At 51.7% G+C, this 23416-nt stretch carries 13 protein-coding genes; all 13 read right to left on the minus strand.

Annotated elements, in window-relative coordinates; all coding sequences use genetic code 11:
• Positions 1-8: 8 nt before the first annotated feature.
• Positions 9-1088: a GDP-mannose 4,6-dehydratase gene (gene gmd, locus C4H11_RS01135; RefSeq protein ID WP_106040128.1), complete on the minus strand. Its 1080-nt coding sequence runs from the start codon at positions 1086-1088 to the stop codon at positions 9-11.
• Between the two features lie 582 nt (positions 1089-1670).
• Positions 1671-3248, minus strand: coding sequence for a sulfatase family protein (locus tag C4H11_RS01140; RefSeq protein ID WP_106040129.1), 1578 nt, complete (start codon positions 3246-3248; stop codon positions 1671-1673).
• Positions 3249-3295: 47 nt separating this feature from the next.
• Entirely contained in the window at positions 3296-5110 is a 1815-nt protein-coding gene (locus C4H11_RS01145; RefSeq protein WP_106040130.1) for a RagB/SusD family nutrient uptake outer membrane protein, read from the minus strand.
• A gap of 12 nt (positions 5111-5122) precedes the next feature.
• A complete protein-coding gene (locus C4H11_RS01150) occupies positions 5123-8356 on the minus strand; it encodes a SusC/RagA family TonB-linked outer membrane protein (RefSeq protein ID WP_106040131.1) in 3234 nt (1077 codons plus the stop codon).
• A 181-nt stretch (positions 8357-8537) separates the two neighbouring features.
• A complete protein-coding gene (locus C4H11_RS01155; protein ID WP_164996497.1) occupies positions 8538-10133 on the minus strand; it encodes a DUF4957 domain-containing protein in 1596 nt (531 codons plus the stop codon).
• 29 nt (positions 10134-10162) lie between these two features.
• Positions 10163-11929: a RagB/SusD family nutrient uptake outer membrane protein gene (locus tag C4H11_RS01160; protein ID WP_106040133.1), complete on the minus strand. Its 1767-nt coding sequence runs from the start codon at positions 11927-11929 to the stop codon at positions 10163-10165.
• Between the two features lie 21 nt (positions 11930-11950).
• Entirely contained in the window at positions 11951-15175 is a 3225-nt protein-coding gene (locus tag C4H11_RS01165) for a SusC/RagA family TonB-linked outer membrane protein (protein ID WP_164996498.1), read from the minus strand.
• Positions 15176-15400: 225 nt separating this feature from the next.
• Positions 15401-16057 (minus strand): HAD family hydrolase, encoded by a 657-nt coding sequence (locus C4H11_RS01170; protein WP_106040135.1) that lies wholly within the window; start codon positions 16055-16057, stop codon positions 15401-15403.
• Between the two features lie 103 nt (positions 16058-16160).
• Positions 16161-17045: a TraB/GumN family protein gene (locus C4H11_RS01175; RefSeq protein WP_106040136.1), complete on the minus strand. Its 885-nt coding sequence runs from the start codon at positions 17043-17045 to the stop codon at positions 16161-16163.
• Positions 17046-17086: 41 nt separating this feature from the next.
• Positions 17087-17863: an ABC transporter ATP-binding protein gene (locus C4H11_RS01180; protein WP_106040137.1), complete on the minus strand. Its 777-nt coding sequence runs from the start codon at positions 17861-17863 to the stop codon at positions 17087-17089.
• Between the two features lie 40 nt (positions 17864-17903).
• A complete protein-coding gene (locus tag C4H11_RS01185) occupies positions 17904-19394 on the minus strand; it encodes a DUF5687 family protein (RefSeq protein WP_106040138.1) in 1491 nt (496 codons plus the stop codon).
• Between the two features lie 101 nt (positions 19395-19495).
• On the minus strand, positions 19496-22345 hold the full coding sequence (locus C4H11_RS01190; RefSeq protein WP_106040139.1) for a M16 family metallopeptidase: 2850 nt from the start codon (positions 22343-22345) through the stop codon (positions 19496-19498).
• 97 nt (positions 22346-22442) lie between these two features.
• Positions 22443-23243 (minus strand): 3-deoxy-8-phosphooctulonate synthase, encoded by an 801-nt coding sequence (kdsA, locus tag C4H11_RS01195; protein ID WP_106040140.1) that lies wholly within the window; start codon positions 23241-23243, stop codon positions 22443-22445.
• Positions 23244-23416 lie beyond the last annotated feature (173 nt).

Here is a 23416-nt window from a genome sequence, read left to right on the forward strand (position 1 = left end):
TCTATGCACTATTCTTCTTCCTTTGCTCTCAGGTGCAGTTTCTTCACGAACTTCATGTCGTGAGCCACCATGATGCGTACCAATTCCTCAAAACCTGTCTGTCGCGGGTTCCAGCCGAGCAACGTCTTGGCTTTGGTAGGGTCTCCCAGAAGTTGTTCCACTTCGGCGGGACGGAAGTATTTTGGGTCTACCTCCACGAGCACTTTGCCCGTTCGGGTGTCAATGCCTCTTTCCTTTACGCCTTCGCCTTCCCAGCGCAGCCCGATGCCGGCTTCGCGGAAAGCCAGCGTGGCAAATTCGCGCACCGTGTGCATCTCGCCGGTAGCGATGACAAAATCTTCGGGAACGTCGTGTTGCAGGATGAGCCACATACATTCCACGTAGTCGCGGGCATAGCCCCAATCGCGCCGGGCATCGAGATTGCCCAAATAGAGCTTGTCTTGATAGCCTTGGGCGATGCGTGCGGCGGCCAGTGTGATTTTTCTTGTCACGAACGTTTCGCCCCGGCGTTCGCTCTCATGGTTGAAGAGGATACCGTTCACGGCAAACATGCCATAACTCTCGCGGTAGTTCTTGGTTATCCAGAAGCCATATTGCTTGGCCACCCCGTAGGGGCTGCGCGGATAGAAGGGGGTTGTTTCTTTCTGAGGCACTTCCTGCACCTTACCGAAGAGTTCCGAAGTGGAGGCCTGATAGATGCGTGTTTTCTTCTCCATACCGAGAATACGTACGGCCTCGAGCATGCGCAGCGTGCCTACGGCATCGGTTTCGGCGGTATATTCGGGCACGTCGAAAGATACCTTGACGTGGCTCTGTGCGGCAAGGTTGTAGATTTCGTCGGGTTGCACTTGCTGTATGATGCGGATGAGCGAACTGCTGTCCGTCATGTCGCCGTAGTGAAGATTGATGGTGCGGTGTTGTTTCATGTCGCGCACCCATTCATCGAAGTAGAGGTGCTCGATGCGTCCGGTGTTGAAAGAAGAAGAGCGGCGCAGGATGCCATGTACTTCATAACCTTTTTGAAGTAGAAATTCGGCCAGAAACGAACCATCCTGACCCGTAATGCCGGAGATGAGAGCTTTTTTCATTGTATATTGCTTTTTATATATCTGTTTTTTCAGACTGCAATATTCGTTATTTTTAGGGAGATACGCAAATGCTCTTCCTACTATTTAAAGCCTGCTTCATTTTCATTCGGAATATCTTGAAGCTGCTTGGGACTTAGAAGCTGTTTTGATTTGTCTTTGTTCCAACCTCATATCTTCTCCGCATTGACTCCGCATAAACTCCGTATCTGCTCCGCACCAAATCCGTATCAAGTCCGTATCAACTCCGTATCTTCTCCGCATAAAGGTACCCTTATGCGGAGAAGATACGGAGTTGATACGGACTTGATACGGAGCAGGACGGTTCGGAAGGGCCTTTTGATTGTGAACAGATACGATTGGAATGTGGCATTTTGGCCTGCGATTTATGAGGTTAATGAATCGCAGGCCAAAATACGGATAATGAGCGAGGGCAGGAAAGAAAGTATCCCCTTGCTCCGATCTGCACGCCCGGGATGGGAGAGCAGACCGAAACAAGGGGACTATCGGAGAACAGTGTCTTTATGCAGGCACTGTTGTGAACGCTTGGGGGAGCGTTCGGTGTGTTAAGTTGAGTTGTTTCTGCTATTCTTTATATACCTCGCGTATGGGGTCGTCGTACTGCGCTTGCAGACGCCGCAACTCCTCCTTCAGATTGGCGGTGATGGCTTCCGTGCCCGGCCGGCCGTAGATGTTGTGCATCTCCGAGGGGTCTTCGCGCAGGTCGTACAGCTCCCAGCAATCGATGTCGTTGTAGAAGTGTATCAGCTTGTAGCGGTCGGTACGCACACCGTAATGACGGCGCACGGCATGTTCGGCCGGGTACTCGTAGTAGTGGTAGTAGAGTGCCTTGCGCCAGTCTGCCGGCTGCTCGCCGCGTAGCAAGGGCAGGAACGACACGCCGTGCATGTCTTTGGGGACGGGCACGCCCGCCAAGTCCAGGATGGTGGGGCCGTAGTCGATGTTCTGCACCATCTGCTCCACGTCGCCCTGCTTCCCGCCCGGCAAGCGGACGAGCAGCGGCGTGCGGAAGGACTCCTCGTACATGAACCGCTTGTCGAACCAACCATGCTCACCCATGTAGAAGCCTTGGTCGGAGGTGTAGACTATCATGGTGTTATCCAGCAGGTTGTGCTCTTTCAGATAGTCGAGCACGCGGCCCACGTTGCGGTCCACCGAATGGATGACGCGCAGGTAGTCGTGCATGTATTGCTGGTATTTCCACTCCGCCAATGCTTTACCCGTCAGTTTGGCTTCCTTGAACCGGCGGATGATAGGGTCGTAGTGCTTGTCCCACGCTGCCTTCTGGGCGGGGTTCATGGCGTTGTACATCCGGCGTCCGGCTTGTTCCAACCCCGTGTTGGTATGGATTTCGTTCTCCTTGTCGGCCATCTTCAGGTCGTACACCAAGTCCATGTCTTCGATGATGCTCATCTCCTGCTTCGATGCGGGGATGCGCCCTTCGTACTTGTCGTAGAAGTTGTCGGGCACGGGATAGACCACATCGTTGTAGAGGTCAAGGTCGCAAGTGTCGGGCATCCATGTGCGGTGGGGTGCCTTGTGGTGGATGAAGAGGCAGAAAGGCTTCTCCGGGTTTCGGATGCTGTCCATCCAGTTCAGGGCGAGGTCGGTCACGATGTTGGTGGCATAGCCTTCGCGCCGCAACTTCTTTCCGTTGCTGATGAATGTGGGATTGTAATAATCGCCTTGTCCGATCAGTATGTCCCAATGGTCGAAGCCCGTAGGTTCGGACACGAGGTGCCACTTGCCTATCATGGCCGTTTGGTAGCCGTGCTCGCGCAGCAGCTTGGGGAACGTCTGCTGACTGCCGTCGAAGGTAGTCGTATTGTCGGTGAACCCGTTGGCGTGGCTGTGCTTGCCTGTCAGCATGCAGGCGCGGCTCGGCCCGCTGAGCGAATTGGCCACGAAGCTGTTGGTGAAGCGTACGCCGTCGTGTGCGATGCGGTCGATGTTAGGGGTCTCGATGTAGCGGCGGTCGTATGCGCTGATGGTTTGAAACGAATGGTCATCGCACATGATATAGACGATGTTCATCGGTTTCTTCACCTCGGCCGTCTTCTTGGGCGTGCCGCATGCGGCGAGGGACGACAATGCCGCCGTCCCTGCCAGGGAGTAGATGAGGGGGGATGTGTAGTTCTTCATATTTCAATCTTTATCAATTGTTCTTCATTGTTTCATGCTCCAATGGCTTACCATCCCGGATTCTGTTTCCATTGGTTGCCCGTCATCTCGAACATATCCTTATGAATGGGCAGCAGATAGTCGCGGCCGGTATTGAATTTCCATCCGCCTGCATATCCGGCCGGATTGGTAGGGATGATGTAGCGCAGGGCGTCGCCGGGCTTTCCTGTCAGGAAAAGGTTGTTCTTCGAGGGTTGGTCGTGCACCAACTTGCCCTTGTATTGCGGATGGTTCTCCAAATTGCTGCCCGTGTAGAGGGCGCCTTTGGGCCACTTACCCACAATCAACTCGTCGGCGGCTGCCCAACGCAGAATGTCTTCCAGCCGAGAGCCTTCGCAGGCTTTCTCGATGCGGCGCTCGCGGCGTACGGCTTGGACGTATTTGTCGAGCTTGCGGAAAGGATAGTCCGCCTCTTGGTTGTATTCGCGGTCGAAGTCGACGGCAGGCATGCCCACACGGTTGCGCAGCGGTTGCAGCGCGTCGACGATTTGCTGTGCATTGCCTGCCCCGTCCAGTTCGGCAAGGGCTTCGGCGTAGTTCAGCAGAATGTCGGCATAGCGGAACTGAATGCCGGGGGTGGCACCCTTGAATTCAGCGTCGAGGCTGCCGGTATAGTCTATCTGCACGTGCTTCAACAAAGAGTAGCCCGTCATGTTCTGGTTGTAGGACGAAGAACCGATGAGTGGCGGAACCACGTAGTAAGGAGCTTTGTCGTCCGGGCGCAACTGCTGCCCCGGGGCGCATACAGTCTGTATCAGACGCGGGTCGCGCAGGGTGGGTTGCAGCTCGTTGCCGAACACTCTCTTGGCCTCGATGCGCGCACTGCCGATGAAAGGCTTCCCGTCGCGCGTCAGGTAATCGTCCACCAAGGATGCGGTGACGCCCATTCCGCCTCCGCCTTGGTTCAGATAGCGGTTCACGTTGTTGCCTATCTTGTCACCGTCATACATCTTGAACCAAAGCACTTCGGAGTTGGAAGAAAGGTCTGTGGTCTGGAACATCCGGCGGTAGTCATCCAGCGGATTGCCGGTGGTGTATATGCGCCATACGTTGCGACTCATCACTTCCTTGGCGGCGGCAGCGGCCTGCGTGAAGTAGTTGCGTATCTTCTCGTCGGTCACGGTGGGGTCGTAGAACTTGTCGTTCTTTGCTTTGTGGTATTTCTCCCACGTGCCTTCGAACAGTGCCACTTCGCTCTTCAGGGCACGTGCCACATCCTTATGTACACGCATGGAGGCGCTGTTGTTTCGCTCGTTCAGCAGCGAGACGGCTTTGTCCAAGTCTTCCAGTATGTGGTCGGCTATCACGGTGCGGTTGTCGCGGGGCAGCAACATCTCCTCACGGTTGGGGTCGAGCGGTTTGCCGAGCCAAGTCAACTGCCCGTAGTTGACAAACAGACGGTAGTAGTACCATGCGCGGAAGTAGTAAGCTTCGCCCACACATTGGTTGTAGGTTGCCGTTCCCTTCTCGGAAGTGTTGTCCAAGTTATTGAGCAGGAAGTTCAGGTTGCGGATTTGGGTATATGCCCCCAACTTCGAGGCGTTGTTCAAAGAGAGCTCTCCGGCGAGGCGTGAGTTGACGGCGCTGGAAGCCATGTTGTCGCTGTGCGTGTCGTCACCGGCAATGCCGCCTCCGCCTCCGGCCGAGAAGCCCTGTGCGCGCAGGCCGCTTTCGTAGAATTGATCCAAGTAATTTCTTATCTCGCCCGTACTCGAGAAAGGAGTGGCTGTAGAGAGTACGCCTTCAGGCATCTTGTTCAGGTCGTAGCAGCCGGACAGGCCGATGATCAGTGCCAAGCCCGGCAATATATTTTTTTTCTTCATGGTCGTATGGAATTATAAGTTAACAACTAAGCCGAAGGACACTACCTTGTTCATCGGGTAGTTCTTTCCTCCCTCGCCGGTATAATTATTGCTCGTAAAGACGGCTTCGGGGTCGAACATGTCCATCAGGGGGGTAAACGTCAGCAGGTTCTCTCCTGAGAAAAACACCTGCACCTTCTGCATGCCGATGCGCTGTGTCCATGCCCGGGGAAGGTCGTAGCTCACCGTAAGGTTCTTCAGGCGGCAGTATGCGGCGCTTTGTATGTAGCGGTCGCTCACGGTCTTGGTCTTTGCCTGGAAAGGGCCGACGCCTCCACCCGAGTGTATGTAGGGTTTGGGGTAATAAGCATTCTTGTTGTCCTCCCGCCAATAGTCCAAGTGCTCTTTGAAGACGGTGACTTGTGCGTACGGGCCGCTACCCCAGAAGTAAACCGCACCGCCGGCGTGGTAGTCGCGCTTCCCGACACCTTGGAACATCGCACTCAGCGTCAGTCCTTTGTAACTGATGGAGCCGTTCAGCGTGTACTGGTAGCGTGGGGTGGTGTTACCGATGACGGTCATGTCGCCCATGCCTCCTTTCAGGCTGTTCTTGCCGTTGTCGATGACGTTGTCGCCGTTCAGGTCTCTGTATTTCACATCGCCCGGCGTCCACGGTTTGCCGCTGATGAATTTCAGGTTGTACTTCTTATTGTACTCATCCGCTTCTTCTTGTGTCTGTATCAGTCCGTCGGCACGATAGCCCCAGATTTCGCCCACTTTGCGACCTTTGTACCATGTGCTGGCGGGTTTGTTTCCGTCCGGGTTGACGTAGTCCGTCACCACGGCGGTGGCGTCGGACAGCATACCTCCGATGCTGTAGTCTATGTCTTTGCCTATTTTGCCGCGATAGTTCAGGGTCAGCTCCCATCCCCGGTTGCGCATGCGGGCGTTGTTGGTCTTGGGCGCTTCTGCTCCGAAGAAGTCGGGAAAATCTTCCACCGGCCCCAGCATGTCTTTCGTGTCACGTTGGAAGAGGTCGAACGAACCGGTCAGTGCGTTGCCGAAGAAGCCAAAGTCCAGACCGATGTTCTTGCTCTCGACCTTCTCCCACGTAGTGGCGGGGTTCACCACTAAAGGCGCTTTGGTGTAGATGTGCCGCCCGTCTTGGAAGATGTAGCCTCCCAGTCTGCCGTTCAGTTCCATCGTGGCTGCGAAAGTGTAGAGGGCAGCTCCCGCCTGATTGCCCAGCAAGCCGTAGGAGGCGCGCAACTTCAGGTTGCTCACTGTCTTGCTCAACGGTTCCATGAAGCGCTCACGGCTGATGTTCCATCCTAATGAAGCGGAAGGGAAAAATCCCCAGCGGTGGTCGGAAGCAAAACGGGACGAACCGTCGTAGCGTCCGTTTACTTCAACCAGATAGCGTCCGTCGTAATCGTAGTTGATGCGGCCGAAAAATCCTCGGGTGGCCCACCCGTTGCGGGTATCCACCACTACTTTATCGCCCGTGCCCATGCCCACGTTTGGGGTGGCTGTGGAGTAAAGTCCGGTGATGGCGTTCTTCATGTAGCTGTAGCTGTTGTCCTCTTCCTGATACCCGCCCATGAGCGTGAAGTTATGTCTGTCCGCCAATGTGAAGAGGTAGTTGGTGTAGAGGTTGACGGTCTGATAGCGCGTGCGTGCGTAACTGCGGGTGAACTTGCCGTCCGGCGACACGCCCAGCTCGCTGCGCTCGCCTTTTGACGTACTTACACCATCGGCGGCATAGATGAGCGGACTTACGTTGAGGGCTTCGTACTCCATGTTCATCAGTTTATACGTATAGTCGAAGAAGACGAACCAGTTCTTCAGTGGCTGTACTTCCAAGCCGGTAGTTAGGCTGAGGCGGTCTCGGGCGGTAGTGGTGTACGTGCCGCTTTGCAGATAAGGAATCATACTCAATTCCGTGAAATGACCGTTGGGGTCGATGACCGATACCGTGGGGCGGAAGCGTGCCAGCGAGTGATAGAAGCCCTCGCTGATGCCGCCATCGCCGAACGGGGTGTCCGTATCGGAGTGCATGAACTTTGTGTTCACCTTTAGTTTCAGCCAGTCGGTCAGTTGTGAGTTGACATTGGCGGCAAAGTTGTAGCGCTTGAAGTCCATCTTGGCATAGCGCAGGATACCGTCTTCCGAGTAGTAGCCGCCCGAAACGTAGTATTGTGCTTTCTTTCCGCCACCGCTCAGACTGATGTTGTGATTTTGCTTGAAAGCCCAGTCTTTGTAGTGCAGGTCGAAGTAATCCACATTGCCCACACCCGATTCGGAGTTTTCGAAGGCAGGGTTCATATTGGAGTTGGCAGGCAGCTCGGCCCAAGGGTTCACACTGGCAGGATTTTGGATGTACTGTTGCAACAGGTTCATCTTCTCCTCGCTATAGAGGCGTGGCGAACCGGCATTGGTACAGCCGTCGTTCCAGTACTTGGCAAAGGAGTAAGAGTCTACCATGTCCGGGAGTACCGTAGGCGCACTCCATCCCACAGTTCCCTGATAGTTGATGCGTGCCTTTCCGTCCTCGCCTCGTTTGGTGGTCACTAAAATGACGCCGTAAGCCGCCCGCGCTCCGTAGATGGCGGATGCCGCAGCGTCTTTCAGCACCGAGATGTTTTCAATGTCGTTCGGGTTCACGTCGGAAAGGTTCATCTCCACCCCATCCACTAATACGTAAGGATGAGCGGTGTTGTCGAGGTTTCCTTGCCCGCGCAGGGTCAATGTGCCCGAAGATCCCGGACGACCGGCTCCTGAATTGTTCACTAACAGGCCGGGCACCAATCCTTGCAAGCTCTGTGTGGCGTCGGCTACCGGGCGGCGTTCCAACGCATCGCCTTTCACGGCCGAAACAGAACCTGTAAGATTTACTTTCTTCTGTACACCGTAACCCACTACGACGACTTCGTCCAGCATTTCAGTATCTTCGCTCAAGGCGATGGTGAAGCTTGTTTTTCCGTTCACCGCTATTCGTTGTGTGGTATAACCGATGTACGACACCACGATGGTTCCTTGCGAAGGAACGTCTGCCAACGTAAATTCGCCGTCCAAACCGGTAATGGTGCCGTTGGTTGTTCCTTCCACCAATACACTTGCGCCTATGACGGGCTCTTGCGTGTTTCTGTCCGTCACTTTGCCTGTCACGGAGAGCGATTGCGCCATCGCTGCTACCGGTGGCAGCAACAGCATCGCTGCTACTATCCATCCGAACAGGCATGAATTTGTTCTTCTTCTTTTTTGCATACCTTAGATTATTAAAAAGTTAACTGTGAGTAAATACTTGCGACAAAAGTAGCGGAACGGACGCACAAAAGAAGTCGTAAATCGTCTGCATGAAGTCTGTAAATGTCTAAAAAGCCGATCAGGAGATTCTCCTGGTCGGCTTTTGATAGAAAAGAGTAAGTAGTATGGATGAGCCTCTCCGCTATAACCATTGGGGAGCGCCCACCTTATTTATCTTGACATTTTCATTGGTTACGGTGAAATCGCCATTGCTTTCGTCTCTGAATTTAGGGTCGAGGGTCTTGCCTCCATCCTTTGCCACTACTTGGGCAATGCCGTCCACTGTTACCTCTATCGTGCCTGCATTGGCTGCACGGAAATAGTTGTTGTTGCCGAATGTGGGGGCGGAGTTGGTTTGCGATTGCTTGGAGAAGTATCCCGCCGTATTGGTTACTATATTATTCATGAATTTGATGCTATGTTTGAAAGTGGTTTTTACACCATTCTCTTCTTTTTGCTCTGTGGCAAACCTGACGTACATGATGCGTTTGCTTGGATTGTTCGATATACCGACCAAGGTGTTGTTGCTGACGTTGATCTGGCTCATCACATCAGGGAACGTCTTGGTGGCATTGTCATAACGCACAAAATCGCGGTCGGCGCAACTGTTGTAAACGGTGTTGTTGATGAAATCCAGAGCTTTGTAGGCTCCCTTGCGGCTATCCATGAAGTCGGCTCCGTTACATTTTACGTCGTGTATCATGCAGTTGTCGAAAGTGATTGATTCCACCAAAGAAGCGGTGTTGATGTAGAACAGGCCTTTATCGAAGTTCCTTATTTCGCAGTTTTCCACATGCAGGGCAGAGTACGTCGCCTCTTTCTTGTAGTCGAACGCATGGTTTTTGGTGTAGTCTCCATCCAGAATGACATTTCTCATCTCTACGCTGCCTCCATTCAATTTGAAGTTACTGCCTTTTATCACGGGGCGGTTGTTCATTCTTTCTCCCACGATACGTACGTCTTTGTCAATGTTTATGTCGGTCAGTTCATACGTTCCTGCACGAACAAGAATCAGGTTGAGGTTCTGCGTTGCTTCGTCGATGGCTTCTTGCAGCGACTTTCCGCCTTCCGATACCAAAATGGCGGTAGCCGGGTCGATTAAAGTCGTGAAAGAGTGTTCACCGCAATTCTTGTCTCCGTTGACTAAGCGGGCTGTGTATTTGGTGTTGCCTTGTAGTTTGCCGACGGTGGCAGTGCAAGTCTTTAGTTCTTCTGCCGTGAAAGTGTGTCGGATATCTCCGGGGTTAAGCACCATGCCGGTTACTTGTTTGTTCGCTTTCCACGTAAACGTGGCGCTTGAATAAGTCAGGTCGTCTTCTGTCACTTTGCTTAGCAATTGTTCCGGGTCGGTCTTGAAATACACCCCGTTCCATTTGGACTCCGGTCTGCCTTCGCCATGCGCTTTGAATCTGGCAGAATATCGGGTGTCGCCCATCAATTCTTTCACGTCATAAGGGATATTGGAATTTGTCAGACCGGTATAGGTGCGTATCGGTGTGCCGGCAAAAGTCAGACTGTCATCTTGAAAGATTTCGATGTCATAACTTGTCGCCCCTTCTATCGGAGTCCAGCTTAGACGGACATTGATGTTATTGTTTACTTTTGCCTCCAGTCCGAAGGGAGCAAAGAAGCGTGCGTATTCAACGGCGGTCAGCTCGTTGTCTTGTTTGCTGCAAGCGGTGGTCAGGGCAACCAAAGCCAACCCTGCCCCAATGATATATTTTGAAAACTTCTTCATAATCTTCTGTTGTATGTATCTTTCATTCATTAGTTATTAGAAAGCATGCCGTTGCTGCTGTCGATAAATGTTTGCCAGATGGGCCAGAACTGATTTTCATCGGGGTTTTTCTGATAAAGACAATCGATAAGTGCGTCGGTCAGTTTCTCGGTATTAATCCATGTGACACTTTCATAACCTTCGGGGGCACTGCCCACTTCCCCGTGGTTCAGGCCATAAAAGAGCAGTGTTTCGTTATCCTTGTCTGTTTTGTAGTACAGCTTTTCGGGCAGGTCGGCATAGGCGCCTTCGCGGCGAGCCAATTGCTTCATCTTCTTTTTTGCTTCGTCCATCTTTACTTTCAGCAGATTCCAACGGATAAGGTCTGCTTTTCTGAGAGATTCTCCGGCAAACTCAAAGCCGCGTTGTTCTACTATGGCGTTGAAGAAAGCGTCTTTGTTTGCAGTGGCTTTTGTCATGTATGCCGAAACTTTGGCTACGGGCAATGCACGGCTCAATATCGGGCGCAAATAAGGTGCGGCAGCAGTAGGTGATTCCAGTTCGTTGATAGCTTCTGCGGCCATCAGATACACATCGGCCAGACGCATGTACTGCCAGTTGATGCCATCGTCGTTGGTAGAAGTAACAATACGGTTCATCCACTCATAACGAAGTTTACCGAAGCACCAGCTTTTCAGGCTGCGCACTTCCTGTCTGGATTTTCCGTTGACCAAACCGGACGACCACTCATAAGGAACACAAGTGATGTCACGACGCACATCCTCTACATCATAGTCATAGAAAAGATAGGGCAGGGGACCGTTTATGCCACCCTGTGCCTGCTCGGTATATTGGTCTTTAGCTTTGTGTTTCACGCCCAAGGTATAGAGTACGCGACCTCGACCGGCAGCAAAAGGAACTTCCCAAAGAGATTCGCCACCGGCAGTGGTATTGTCCTGACACAGTTTCTTGAAGTTATCAATGAAACTACCCAAAACGCTTCCGCTATTATTAATGACATCCAGGCATTCCTCTTTGGCAATGGTATGCATTTTATCAACTGTCAGTTCCGGATGATTGCTGCGGCGTATGCCGTCTGCACGTTGACTATATCCTGCGGCATAGAGGGCAATACGTGCACGGAGGCCTTTGACGAAAGCCTTGTTGATTCGTTCCGTACTTTTGGTAACAGTAGATGCATTAGGCCAAGGAACCATGTCCGAAGCCTCTTTCAAGTCGTTGAGCAGATGTATATAAATGGAATCTCTGTCAGTCTTGGGCAGGTAAACCGTTTCCGAAGAGTTAGGCTCGAAGCGGGCGGGAACATCTCCCCAGCCTTTTACCAAGTCAAGGTAGAGCACGGCTCTCAAAGTGAGGGCTTCACCCAGCAACTGGCGGAAATCCGGATTCGTAAGGTCGGCATAGGCACGCAAGCCGCGTATGCATAGGTTGGCACGTTCAATACCTTCATAGAATTTTGCCCAAGCATTGTTGTCGGTATTCATTTGCGAGTTGGTGGGACGCGTGGCGTAGGTGCACAACTCGTATTTTCCGTCGTCGGCAATCTTGGCGGGATCTATGTTGTTTATCCATTCAAGGTCGGTGTTTATACCATAATAAGGGAGGAAACGACCGCGATAGGAGTTAGTCTCTCCAAAGGATTGATGAATACCCATTACAGCCCCTTCGGCCAAGTCTTTTACTGCAAACAGGTTGGGTTCTTCCATCGCAGAAACAGAGGGAGATTCCAAGTCGCAAGAGGTCGTTGCGCCTGCCAGCGACAGCATTAAAACAGATGTGTATAGTATCTTTTTCATTTCTTTGATTGTTTTGCTTGGTTAGAAGTTCAAGTTAAGACCTACCACGAACTGACGGCTCTTGGGATAGGCGGAATAGTCAACACCCGGAGTCAGGTTGGTTCTGCGGACTGTGGATACTTCCGGATCATATCCGGAATAGTTCGTAAGGCAGAATACATTGTAAGCCGTCACATAGAGACGTAAATTCTGTATGTGCGCTTTAGAGAGCAAAGCTTTGGGTAATGTATAGCCTAAAGTTAATGTGTTCAGACGCAGGAAAGAAGCGTCTTCTACGGCCCAGTCGCTGAAAATCATTTTCTCGCTATTGGCATAAGGAGACCACATGGTGGTGTTGGCATTCATTGCTGTTAATCGGGCAGGATCGTTGCAAATGGTTCCGTCCGCATTCAGGTTGTTCCAGCGTTTGCCGGCGGCCATTTCGCCAATCATGTTACGGTATTGGTATTTTCCGGGATTGGTGAACTCTATTTTATTGGCATTGTAGACGTCGTTGCCATAACTCCAGTTGAAGTTTGCACTCAGGTCGAAGCCATAGGCGCGGGCATTGATGCTGAAACCGCCGGTATGTACCGGATTGGCATCACCAATGATTTCGCGGTCGGCCAATGTCACTTTGTTATCCGCACTGCCGTCAATGTTGGCAAGCTTCATGGTGCCCGGACGCAACTTACCGAGAACGGCAGTTCCATCTACCACACCTTCTTTCAGCTTCCAAGACTTGGATGCTTCGTCATAACCGATGAAATCGCTTACCTCGTAACGGCCTGCGGAACGATAGCCGTACATCCTGCCGACAGAGCTTCCCTTGGCTATCCAGAAGTCGTAACCGATTTCGGAAGAGGCCCAATAGGTCTCTTCACCGAAGTCGTTCATGATGCCCAGGTCTTTGATTTCATTCTTGTTGAATCCGATGTTCGCACTGAAGCTCAAACCATAGTTTTTTTTGTCAAGGATAGTCCAGTTGATGCTGGCTTCAATACCTTTGTTTTGTGTTTTACCCATGTTGCGATACTGATAGTCGTAACCGGTTCCTGCAACCGGGAACTGAATGAGCAAATCTTTGGTCGTGTTCAAGTATGCTTCGACAGTACCGCTCAGTTTGCCGCCTAATACGGTGAAGTCCATACCCGCATTGCGAGTAATGGTAGTTTCCCATTTCAAATCCGCGTTCGGCATTATCTTGGAAGCCGACCAATAGCTGTCAAACCCATTGATCCAGCTGGTTGCTGAAGACTTGTAGTTTAAGTTCATTTGACCGGAAGGAATATTATTATTGCCGGCAGTTCCGTAGCTTACGCGCAACTTCAAGTCGTCCAGCCAGCCTTGGGTGTTTTTCATAAAAGGTTCTGAAGATACGCGCCATGCAAAGGCGGCAGACGGGAAGTATCCCCATTGATTGCCGGATGAGAATTTGGAGGAGCCATCGGCACGGAATGTAGCACTCAACAAATATTTGCTTTCAAAGTCATAGTTGACACGACCGAAATAGGACAAGAGCTTTTCGTCCGGATTGAGGTAGTTGTCGATAGTAAAAGGCTTGCCTTGCGAGGAGTATTTCCATGCATCGGATGCTGTGAACGATTCGGGGAATCCATGAACCACATTGGTCTGAACGGTTGATTTACTGATGATCCATTCGTGTCCGGCCATGGCGTTCAAGTGGTGGCTGTCACCTCTGAACAACCTGGAGAAATCGTAGCTGACGGTATTCGTGCTACGGAACTTGTGACGATTGGTCTCGGCGAATTGAGCTGCCGGCTTCTTCTGATTGTCTTTGGAGGGAACATTCTTTATATAATAGGTGGTCAATCCCCAGAAACGTTGGTCGTTGTTGCGATAGTCGTCGTAGCCAACTTCGGCTTTGACCTTGAAGTTCTTGAAGATTTCCCATCCGAAACCGCCAGCGATGTTCAAACCTTTGCGTTCTTGCATCCTATCGTTGTCAGAGATGGATGTCAATGGATGATAGAGGTTTCCTAAATCGTCGTCGGCACTGCCTGAAGAAGAATCCAAATTGGCAAGGGGTATCGGGGTATAAATGACGGAGTATTTCAGACGTTTGTCCGAGTCATAAGGAGAGCTTACATCGTTTGCACCACCGCCGTTGATGTCTGTTTCGGAATAACGTGCCTGAAAATCCAGCGTCACGTTCTTGGCGGGCTTGGTGTTCAGCTTTAGGCTGAAATTGTCACGCTTGTATGAGGAACCTTCCATGATGGCTTTGTCATTCATGTGGTTGTAGCTGAAAGCGTATTTGATTTTGTCGCTACCTCCATTGATGTTCAGGCTGTGGTTGAAGGTATGGCCGGTACGCCCGAAAGTCAGATTCTGCCAGTCGTTGGTCGCAATGTTGTCATACAAGTCCAAGTCTGTGTACGAACCGAAGAATTTCTCATAGCCCGTCACATAACTGCTGCCTTTCAGCTGAGCCAGCTCGTATTGCCACTTTGCATAATCGGCAGCGCTGAGCACATCCAATGTTTTGGCAATCTTTTTCCATGAATAATAAGCGTTGTAGTTTACGGACACTTTGCCTTCCTTTCCGGATTTTGTAGTAACCAAGATAACACCGTTTGCGCCACGTGATCCGTAGATTGCCGTCGAAGAGGCATCTTTCAATACGGTCATATCTTCGATGTCCGAAGCCGGAATGTCGGAAATTGATTCTACGGGGAACCCGTCAACGATAAACAACGGTTCGTTGCTTTGAGAGATGGAACCTCCGCCGCGTACGCGGATTTTCATTTCTGCATCGGGCGAACCTTCGGTTGTGGTAATCTGCACACCCGCCATCTTACCGGTCAGCGCTTCTGTTGCCGTAGCTACCGGCACAGCTGCCAAAACCTCGGAGTTAACGGTGGCCACGGAACCGGTCAGGTCTTTACGTTTCACCGCACCGTAGCCGATGACCACCACCTCTTCCAGGGCCTGCGCATCGTCTGCCAAAACCACATCGATAACTTTCTGTCCTTTAACGGCAACTTCTTGTGTAGTCATTCCCACATAAGAAAATACCAGTGTGGCATTGGCGGGGACAGACAGTGTAAAGTTTCCGTCAACATCCGTAATGGTTCCATTGCTGTTATTTCCTTTTTGGACTACGGAGGCGCCTATTACTGTTTCTCCGATTTTGTCTTTCACAGTACCTTTTACGGTCACATTTTGCGCTGATACGTTGAGCGATATCATGGCTACCAACGTGAATAGTAGCGCATTGCACATGTTTTTCATCTTGTTAGACATCCTTTGCATGTTTAATAATTTAAAATGTTTTCATCTTTCATCGTGTGTTCGCACACACTGTTAAATTGTTGATGCAAATGTATAGAGATGTATATCCCCGGATGTGGAAAATTTGTTTTTAGGCTTGTATTTTTTGTTGTCTATATGGATATGTCAATGGTATGTCAGACAAAGCTTTATATTTATAGCAGGCGCATTGTTGTATTCGTAAATGCAGCTTTTCGGTTAGCAAGACATTGCCAGAGTAAAGATTTTGTCGGCTTCGTCGACGATATGTTCAGGGTGGAAAGATTCCAACTCCATGCGTGGACGAAATCCCCATGTCACTCCGCATGCGGTTACTCCCGCATTGGCGGCCGTCTGCATATCCACTCCCGAATCTCCCACATAGAGCACGTCCTCCTTATCCGTACGGGTTATTGCGAGGATATCATGCACGATGTGCGGGTCAGGCTTTACGGCAATGCCTTCGCGCTGTCCGAATACGGCTGCAAAACGAATCTCGGGGAAGTAATGGGCAATCAGCTTCTCAGTGGCGGCCTGATATTTGTTGGACGCTACGGCCGGCTGCATCCCTGCCTCTTGTATTTGTTGCAACAGTTCGGGTATGCCGGGATAGGGGCGGCTCTTGTCGGCATTATGCACGTCGTAGTAGGGGATGAATTCTTTGCGCACACGCAGCACGTTTTCTTCGCTCTTTTCACCTTCCGGCAAGGCACGTTCAAACAGTTTGTTTATGCCGTTGCCCACCATGAAGTTATAAGCAGCTTCCGGATGTATTGGGTATCCAAGTCTCTGCAGGGCATGGTTTGTACTTTGTGCCAGGTCGGCGATGGTGTTCAGCAGCGTGCCGTCCAAATCGAATATAATCAGCTTTTTCATTGTTTCTCGTTTTTCCGCGGCAAAGATAGTATTTTTAAGGAAATGAAAAAGTAATTCCGGGCAAGGCTGATGAGGAAAAGAAAGCGTAGAAGAGATTTTCTTCTTACTTCTGGGCTTCCAGCGTATAGCCTTGCTGTTGCAGCAGGTTCAATACGCCGTTGTCGCCGGGCAGGTGTCCGGCGCCTACCACGAAGAGCGTGGGAGCCTCGCTCATGAGGGCGGGCATCTTTTCGGCCCATGCTTTGTTGCGGTTGTCAATCAACGCTTCCATTTCTCCGGGCAGAGGGTCGCACGAGTCGCCGCGACGTTCGGCCAGCAGTTGCAACATCGCATTCAAATCCTGCTTCCGATAGGCTTCAATCACGCGTTTGACTTGTCCTACGGTTCTGTCGATGTCACTCGCCGTACAATACAGAATCTCCGCCTGACGTTTCAGCGTCTGGCTGTTGAAGAGGATATCCACTTGCGATTGGGGTGCTTCCAGTCCGCCCACTTTCTTGCCCTGTTGCTGTGCCTGTTGCTGAAAGTAGGCGTCGAGCTGTTCCTGCGGATTGAAGCCCGGCGTATGTTTCATGTAGAGTATCACGGCGAGTTGCGTGTTGATGGCGGCCGGTTTCAGTTGTGCCAGCATGGCGATGTCCACCATCATGTTCTCTTTGACCACTTTGCCCAATTCTTCGTATTGTTCGGGTGTGAAGAGGCTTTGCAGTGTGCTGTCTTGGGGCATCATCATCTGCTGTTGCATGCTTTGCACAAAAGCCGGCGACATCATTTCGCTCATGACCACCTCACCATAAACCTGCGAGGTTTCGTTCACGGCTTGCGGCAGGGCGGCAATGCTGTCCTTGATGCCGAGGGGCGAGAGGTGGTAGGTGCCGAAGATGTACGACGGTTTTTCCAATCCCTTGCCGGATACTTTCCACAAGAGTTGCGCATGGGCGCTCTGCACAAGGCAGATAAGCAGGAGGAGGCTGATAATTTTCTTCATGATTCTTTGGCTTTGGAGTTTTACTATATGATTTGGATTGTTTATTCCATTGGCTGCGTTTCTTGCATCGATGTCTGTTCGGATGTGTCCGAGGTTTCCTCGGCAATCTCTTCCTCTACACTGATGTTGAAGTAGGCTTCCAATTCCTTCTCGGCAGAGTTGTGCTCGTTCTTGATGTCGCGGATGATGACGCCGTTCTCCAGCAGGGCGATGCGCGGACACACGTCCACCGTATGGTTCAGGTTGTGGCTGGAGATGATGACGGTGGCACCGTGTTCTTCGTTGTACTTCTTCAGCAGGTGCTTGATGATGGATTGCGAACTGGGGTCGAGAAAGTTGAACGGCTCGTCCAAAATCAGCAGTTGCGGGTGGTGAAGCATGGCCGAGATGATGCCTACCTTCTGCTTGTTTCCCATGGAGAAGTTGCGGATGAACTTTTTCTGTCCCAGCACCTCGCCGTTCATGAAACGACCGAAGGGGAGTAAGCGTCTGTCCACCTCTTGTTTATTCAGTCCGTACATCTTGCCGATGAAGTAGAAATACTCTTCGGGCGTCAGGTAGTCTATCAGGAAACCGTCGTCGATGAAGGCGCCCGTGTCTCTTTTCCATTCCTCGCTCCGGCTGGTGTCCGTGCCGTCTATGGTGACGTTTCCTCTGTCGGCTTTCAGCAGGTCGAGGATGAGGCGGAAGAGGGTGGTTTTTCCGGCACCGTTGTTGCCCACCAGTCCCAGCATGTCGCCGCGGTGTATGGTGTAGCTCTCTATGTCGACGGCAACCTTGCTGCCGAAGTGTTTCTGAAGGTCTGTAATCTGTATCATTTGGTCTGTTTGCTTTTAGAGTTCTTGTATGCTTGATTTACTATTTCTGTCTGCTGTCTCTGAATCCTTCCATATTCCGGTAGCGGCGTTTCATGAAGCGGCGGTAGACGTTTTGCAGCCAAAGGCGTGAAGTGGCGATGAATGCGATGCCGATGACAATGAAGATAACCGCCACGGTGCCGTCGTCGAACAGCGCTTGAAGCGTGTACAGCAGAATCAGAGGCAGTCCGAAAGCCGCAAGAGAGATGAGGTTTTGCATCCCCGTCCCCATGTTGCGTTGGGTCATCGTGTTATTCAGGTTCACCGTCTTGTTGTTGTATACGGCCATCTGGAACATGCAGAAGTAGACAAACCCCGGAATGAAGAAGAACCACGAAAGGCAGGTCAGCAGTGTCACCTTGTCCATCACGATGGCAGGTATCATCAGCACGAACGGTACAATCTGCCCGCAGGTATAGAGGATATATTTGGCCTGCAGCAGCGCGTAAATGCTCTCTTTGCGGCTCATCAATCCGTCTATGTAGTTGCCTTCATATCCCATGATGGTGCTCAGGAAGAGGATGCCGAAAAGAACGAAGTTGTACATCACGAGGAAACTTTTCGTGCCCCCCTGATAGGCGTCGGTAAAGGCGATAAGCGCGCTGAACATGATGACCACGCCTCCGGCGGAATAGAGGGCGCGCTTGCACATCTTGTTGCGCAGCAGCAGTTTCAGCTCCAGCTTCATGTATTCGCCCACTTGCCCGTAGCGTTCAAGGAAGCGGTATTCCGATACGTGTTTCACTTGCACGGTGGTGTCTTCCACTTTGTTGATTTCGTTGTACATCACGCCGCTTATCACGTAGCTGTTTATCAGGTAGAAGCATGCCACGGCGACCAATGTACCCGCAAAGGTGAGCGGATTGCCTTGAATGAACCCTTCGCCCACGTCGGTGGAGAAGCTGAACACCGGACTGTTGTCCGGAATGAACATGGCGGCGGCCATGAGCCCGTAAACACCTATCGGAAGCAACAGCCACCAGAAGCGTTGACTCATCAGCGTGCGGCACAGCAGGTACCAGTAGTTGTTGACAAGCATCAGCAGCCAGATGCCCGCTAAATAAGTGATGACGCCCGTAACCCCATAGAAACGGGTGACGGTGATGACGGCAAACGGAACGAAGAAAAAGAACCAGAAGAGATTGTACAAATCCAGCCCCGAACGAAGCAGCAGACAGTCGATGAGCCGACGGCGCTTGACGGGCAGCAGGATGTAGGGCTTTACTTCTTGGCTGGGTGTCTTCTGGAAAGGCATACGGGTGACAAAGTCGAGTGCAAGGATGAATATCAGGCCGGAGTTCAGGATGTGGTAAGGCTCCGTGGCTCCGCCTTGCATGGCAAAGGCAAGCGTCGTGCCGAAGAAGATGAGATAGCCTGCCCAGAAAGCGGCCATCAGATAAATCCAGAACTTGGCGAAACGGCTCTTCTCGTACATCGGGTTGCGCTTGTCGGCCAGTCTTCCGTGTTTTCGCAATACTAAAAAGAGGTTCATTGTGGTAGATGGGTTGATTAAGAATGAACAAGGCTGCGCTACTTCGTAGCGGAACAACGCAGCCTTGTGGTGTGGTTGGTTTACGGCTCTTTTACCGGCGGCTATTTGGCTTCGGGCACGGTCATGATGACCGTGATTTTGTTGCCTTGCTTCAGGATGTCGGCGGCAAACTGCCGGATGTCTTGGGCGGTAACGGCGTTTATTGTCGCCTCATAATCCTTGGTGTTGTCTATGCCGGTGCTGAAGTATTCGTCCAGATTGCCCAGCCAGTAGCTGTTTTCTTTCTGGTGATCTTTATACTTCTTCAGCATGTATTCCTTAATCTTTTGCAGATGCTCGGCGGTAGGACCTTCTTCAGCCATCTTCTTCATTTGCTCGTCGATGATGCCGTTGAGGTGGTCTTTCTTGGACGGGTCGGTCTGGTAAACGATTTGCAGAATCATTTCCTCTTTCGGCGCTTTGGTCAGTGAGCCGTAAGTGTTTACACCGTACGTGCCGCCTTCCTTCTCGCGTACTTCCTCCGTATAGACAAGGTCGAGGGCCTGCGTGAGGAAACTCATCAGGATACTGTTCTTCAGCGTATATTCGCACTTGCCGTTGTAGACCATGATGACGGTAGCCATCGGTGTCTGTTGTTCCTTGGCATACTCGTTTACGATGTTGCCCGGCTGTATATCCATCTGGTTGTCGCGGACACTCTCTTGGCCGGCATGGGTAGCGGGCAATGAGCCGAGGTATTGCGCAATGAGCGGTTTAGCCTTCTCCAGGTCGATGTTGCCCACGAAGTAGAATTTGAAGTCGCTTGCATCGGCGAAGCGCTCTTTGTAAAGCTCGATGATGCGATCGTAGTCAATCTTGTCTACCATGTCCGGCTTCAGGCTGATGCTGCGCGGGTGGTTGTTGTACATCACTTTGCGCAGGGTGTCGGTGACGGAAGAAAGCGGGTTGGCTTCCGCACTCTCCAACTGCGCTTTCAGGCGGCTCTTGAAGGAGGAGAACGCGTCTTCATCCTTACGCGGCGCCGTGAAGTTGAGGTAAGTAAGCTGCATCATCGTCTCAAAGTCTTTGGGCGAGCAGTTGCCGCTTACATACTCCTGCGTACTGCTTACGCCGGCATTGACGGACACCTTCTTGCCGGCAAGCATCTTGGTCAGATTTACTTTGCTGAAGTTACCGATGCCTCCGGCGGAGATGACGCCATTCATCACGTGCTGGTTGAAGTTCAGCGCGTCTTTGGTTTCGAACAGGCTGTTTCCGCCGGCGCTGTAAGCCTTCATGCGGATTTCGTCTGCCTTGAAATCGGTCTTCTTGATGTACACTTTCACTCCGTTGGAGAGGGTCAGCTCGGTAGTGCCGTAGATGGCGTTCTGCTTCTCCGAGACAATCTTTCCGCCCTTGGGAGCTTCTTTCATCAGCGGTTCGTCAGAGACTTGGTCCACATACGCCGTGACATCGAGATCCTTCATGCCCTTGAGCAGAGCCACGACCTCTTCCCGGGTGGGATACTTCATGCCCTCTTTCTCGGGTGCGGCAATGAACACCACTTGATTGGTATCCGCCACCAGCTGCGTCTGCACCAACTGATTGATGGCGGCCACCGGAATGTTGGGGGCCACTTGGTTCATGGTGCTGTACTCGAACTCGATGCCGGGAATGGGCTCCGCGTTCAGGAAATGCTGCACGTATTGCCGCACGTAGACGTCGTTCTTGTTCTTCTCGCGTTCGGTGTAGGCCGATTCCAGGCGTTGCAGGTAGTTGGCGCGGGCGCGCTCGTATTCCGACTCCGTGAAGCCGAAGCGGCGAGCACGTTCCACTTCCGTCAATACGGCCTTCAGCGCCTGGCTGATGCCGTCGGCCTTGCTGCCGGCGCTGAGCGTAAAGGCCTCTTTGGTCTTGGCGAGGAAGTAGTCGTCATAACCGGCGCTGGCGTATATGAAAGGAGGGTTGGCCGATTGGCGCAGTTCGTTCAGGCGGTTGTTCAGCATATCCATGCCCATGCTCAGCAGGTAGTCCTGCAACATATACATCATATTGCCCTTGACGGAATCGGGCGTGGCGTCTTGCTTGAAGAAGATCATGAAGCTGGGGTTGTCTATTTCCTTATCCTTGCCGATATAGACCAGCGGCTCTTTATTATCCGGAACGGGGAAGTAGACACGCTCCGCCGGGTTGACGGGCGCCTTTACATCGGCGAAAGTGTTTTTGAGCTTCTGCTCCATGGCGTCTACATCGATGTCTCCCACGATGATGATGCCCTGCTGATCCGGCCGATACCACTTGGTGTAGTAGTCGCGTATGGCCTGGTAGGGGAAGTGGTCGATGACGTCGATGCTTCCGATGGGCATGCAGTCGGCGTATTTCGAACCGGGATACATCGTGGGCTGGGCTTCGGTGTAGAGGCGCATGATGCCGCTGTTGCGGCTGCGCCACTCCTCGTGGATGACGCCGCGCTCCTTGTCTATCTCCTTGTCGGTGAGCAACACGGCGCTGCTCCAGTCGTGCAGGATGAGCAGGCAAGAGTCTACCACGTTCCGGTTGTCGGTGGGCACGTTGCTGATGTTATAAACCGTTTCGTCCACGCTGGTGTAAGCGTTCAGGTTGACGCCGAACTTGATGCCTTTCGTCTCGCACCAGGGCACCACTCCCAGTCCTCTCTCGTCGCCCGGGAAGTGCTTGGTTCCGTTGAAGCACATGTGTTCAAGGAAGTGGGCCAATCCGCGCTGGTGAGGCTCTTCGAGGATGGAGCCTACCTTTTGGGCGATGTAAAATTCCACCCGATGTTCCGGCAAGGCGTTGTGGCGGATGTAGTATGTCAATCCGTTGTCTAACTTCCCGATGCGTACGTTCTTATCCACCGGGATGGGGGGCATCTGCATCTGGGCGGATGCCTGTTGGATGTTGCAGCAGATAAGCAGTGCAATCATCCAGAAGCTGTGTAGTAAATGTTTCATTATTAAGCGTTATTAAATAGTTTTTTGTTCTATATGTCGGTGCTGTGAAAGATAAATCACAGCCGATGACTGTTTTTTGATTTTAGCGGATGAAATTTTATCGGATGGCTTCTCGGATGCGTATCAATTTCGTCAGTAAGCCTTCCAGCAAATCCAATTGCAACATATTGGCGCCATCGCTTTTGGCCGCAGCCGGATTTTCATGTGTTTCAATGAATAACCCATCGGCTCCTACGGCAATGCCGGCTTTGGCAACAGTTTCAATGAGTTGCGGCATACCTCCCGTCACCCCGCTGGTTTGATTGGGTTGTTGCAGAGAGTGCGTCACATCCAAAATAACGGGGAATCCAAATGCCTGCATCTCCGGAATTCCTCGGTAGTCGATCACCAGATCCTGATATCCGAAAGTGGTTCCTCGTTCAGTAAGCATGACGTTGGGATTGCCGGCTTCCACCACTTTGTCCGCTGCAAAGCGCATGGCAAGCGGGGAGAGGAACTGCCCTTTCTTGATATTGACTGTTTTGCCGGTTTGTGCGGCAGCCATCAGTAAATCTGTCTGTCGGCATAGGAATGCGGGTATCTGAAGGATGTCCACATATTCGGCGGCCATTGCAGCTTCGTCTGCCGCATGGATATCTGTCACTGTGGGCACTCCGAATGTATCATGTATCTTTTTCAGTATTTTCAGTGCTTTTTCATCCCCAATACCCATGAAAGAGTCTAAGCGGGAGCGGTTGGCCTTGCGGTACGAACCTTTGAACACGTATGGGATTTGCATCCTTTCGGTGATAGTCGCAATACGATCGGCGATGCGCATCGCCATTTCTTCGCCCTCAATGACGCAAGGACCTGCCAGAAGAAAGAAATTACCGGCAGGATTGTTTTTCAGTTCAATCATTTTTATTTATTTTAGTATTATATTTTGTTTGTACCTCTCTTAGTTGAGTTTTGCTCCTCGCGAAGTCTTTCATCGCTTGTCAGCCTTGTATAAAATGTCTTGTTTGCTCTCTTTCTCCGCATCTCCTCCGCATCTCCTCCGTATCACCTCCGTATCACCTCCGTATCACCTCC

The sequence above is a fragment of the Bacteroides zoogleoformans genome (assembly GCF_002998435.1).
Classification (GTDB): Bacteria; Bacteroidota; Bacteroidia; order Bacteroidales; family Bacteroidaceae; genus Bacteroides; species Bacteroides zoogleoformans.

Excerpts from the sequence above, each read along its gene's own strand:
- C4H11_RS01140 (WP_106040129.1), bottom strand. The coding sequence starts at position 3,248 with ATGAAGAACTACACATCCCCCCTCATCTACTCCCTGGCAGGGACGGCG.
- C4H11_RS01145 (WP_106040130.1), bottom strand. The coding sequence starts at position 5,110 with ATGAAGAAAAAAAATATATTGCCGGGCTTGGCACTGATCATCGGCCTG.
- C4H11_RS01185 (WP_106040138.1), bottom strand. The coding sequence starts at position 19,394 with ATGAACCTCTTTTTAGTATTGCGAAAACACGGAAGACTGGCCGACAAG.
- C4H11_RS01170 (WP_106040135.1), bottom strand. The coding sequence starts at position 16,057 with ATGAAAAAGCTGATTATATTCGATTTGGACGGCACGCTGCTGAACACC.
- C4H11_RS01165 (WP_164996498.1), bottom strand. The coding sequence starts at position 15,175 with ATGTCTAACAAGATGAAAAACATGTGCAATGCGCTACTATTCACGTTG.
- C4H11_RS01160 (WP_106040133.1), bottom strand. The coding sequence starts at position 11,929 with ATGAAAAAGATACTATACACATCTGTTTTAATGCTGTCGCTGGCAGGC.
- C4H11_RS01180 (WP_106040137.1), bottom strand. The coding sequence starts at position 17,863 with ATGATACAGATTACAGACCTTCAGAAACACTTCGGCAGCAAGGTTGCC.
- C4H11_RS01155 (WP_164996497.1), bottom strand. The coding sequence starts at position 10,133 with ATGAAGAAGTTTTCAAAATATATCATTGGGGCAGGGTTGGCTTTGGTT.
- C4H11_RS01175 (WP_106040136.1), bottom strand. The coding sequence starts at position 17,045 with ATGAAGAAAATTATCAGCCTCCTCCTGCTTATCTGCCTTGTGCAGAGC.
- gmd (WP_106040128.1), bottom strand. The coding sequence starts at position 1,088 with ATGAAAAAAGCTCTCATCTCCGGCATTACGGGTCAGGATGGTTCGTTT.
- C4H11_RS01150 (WP_106040131.1), bottom strand. The coding sequence starts at position 8,356 with ATGCAAAAAAGAAGAAGAACAAATTCATGCCTGTTCGGATGGATAGTA.
- C4H11_RS01190 (WP_106040139.1), bottom strand. The coding sequence starts at position 22,345 with ATGAAACATTTACTACACAGCTTCTGGATGATTGCACTGCTTATCTGC.
- kdsA (WP_106040140.1), bottom strand. The coding sequence starts at position 23,243 with ATGATTGAACTGAAAAACAATCCTGCCGGTAATTTCTTTCTTCTGGCA.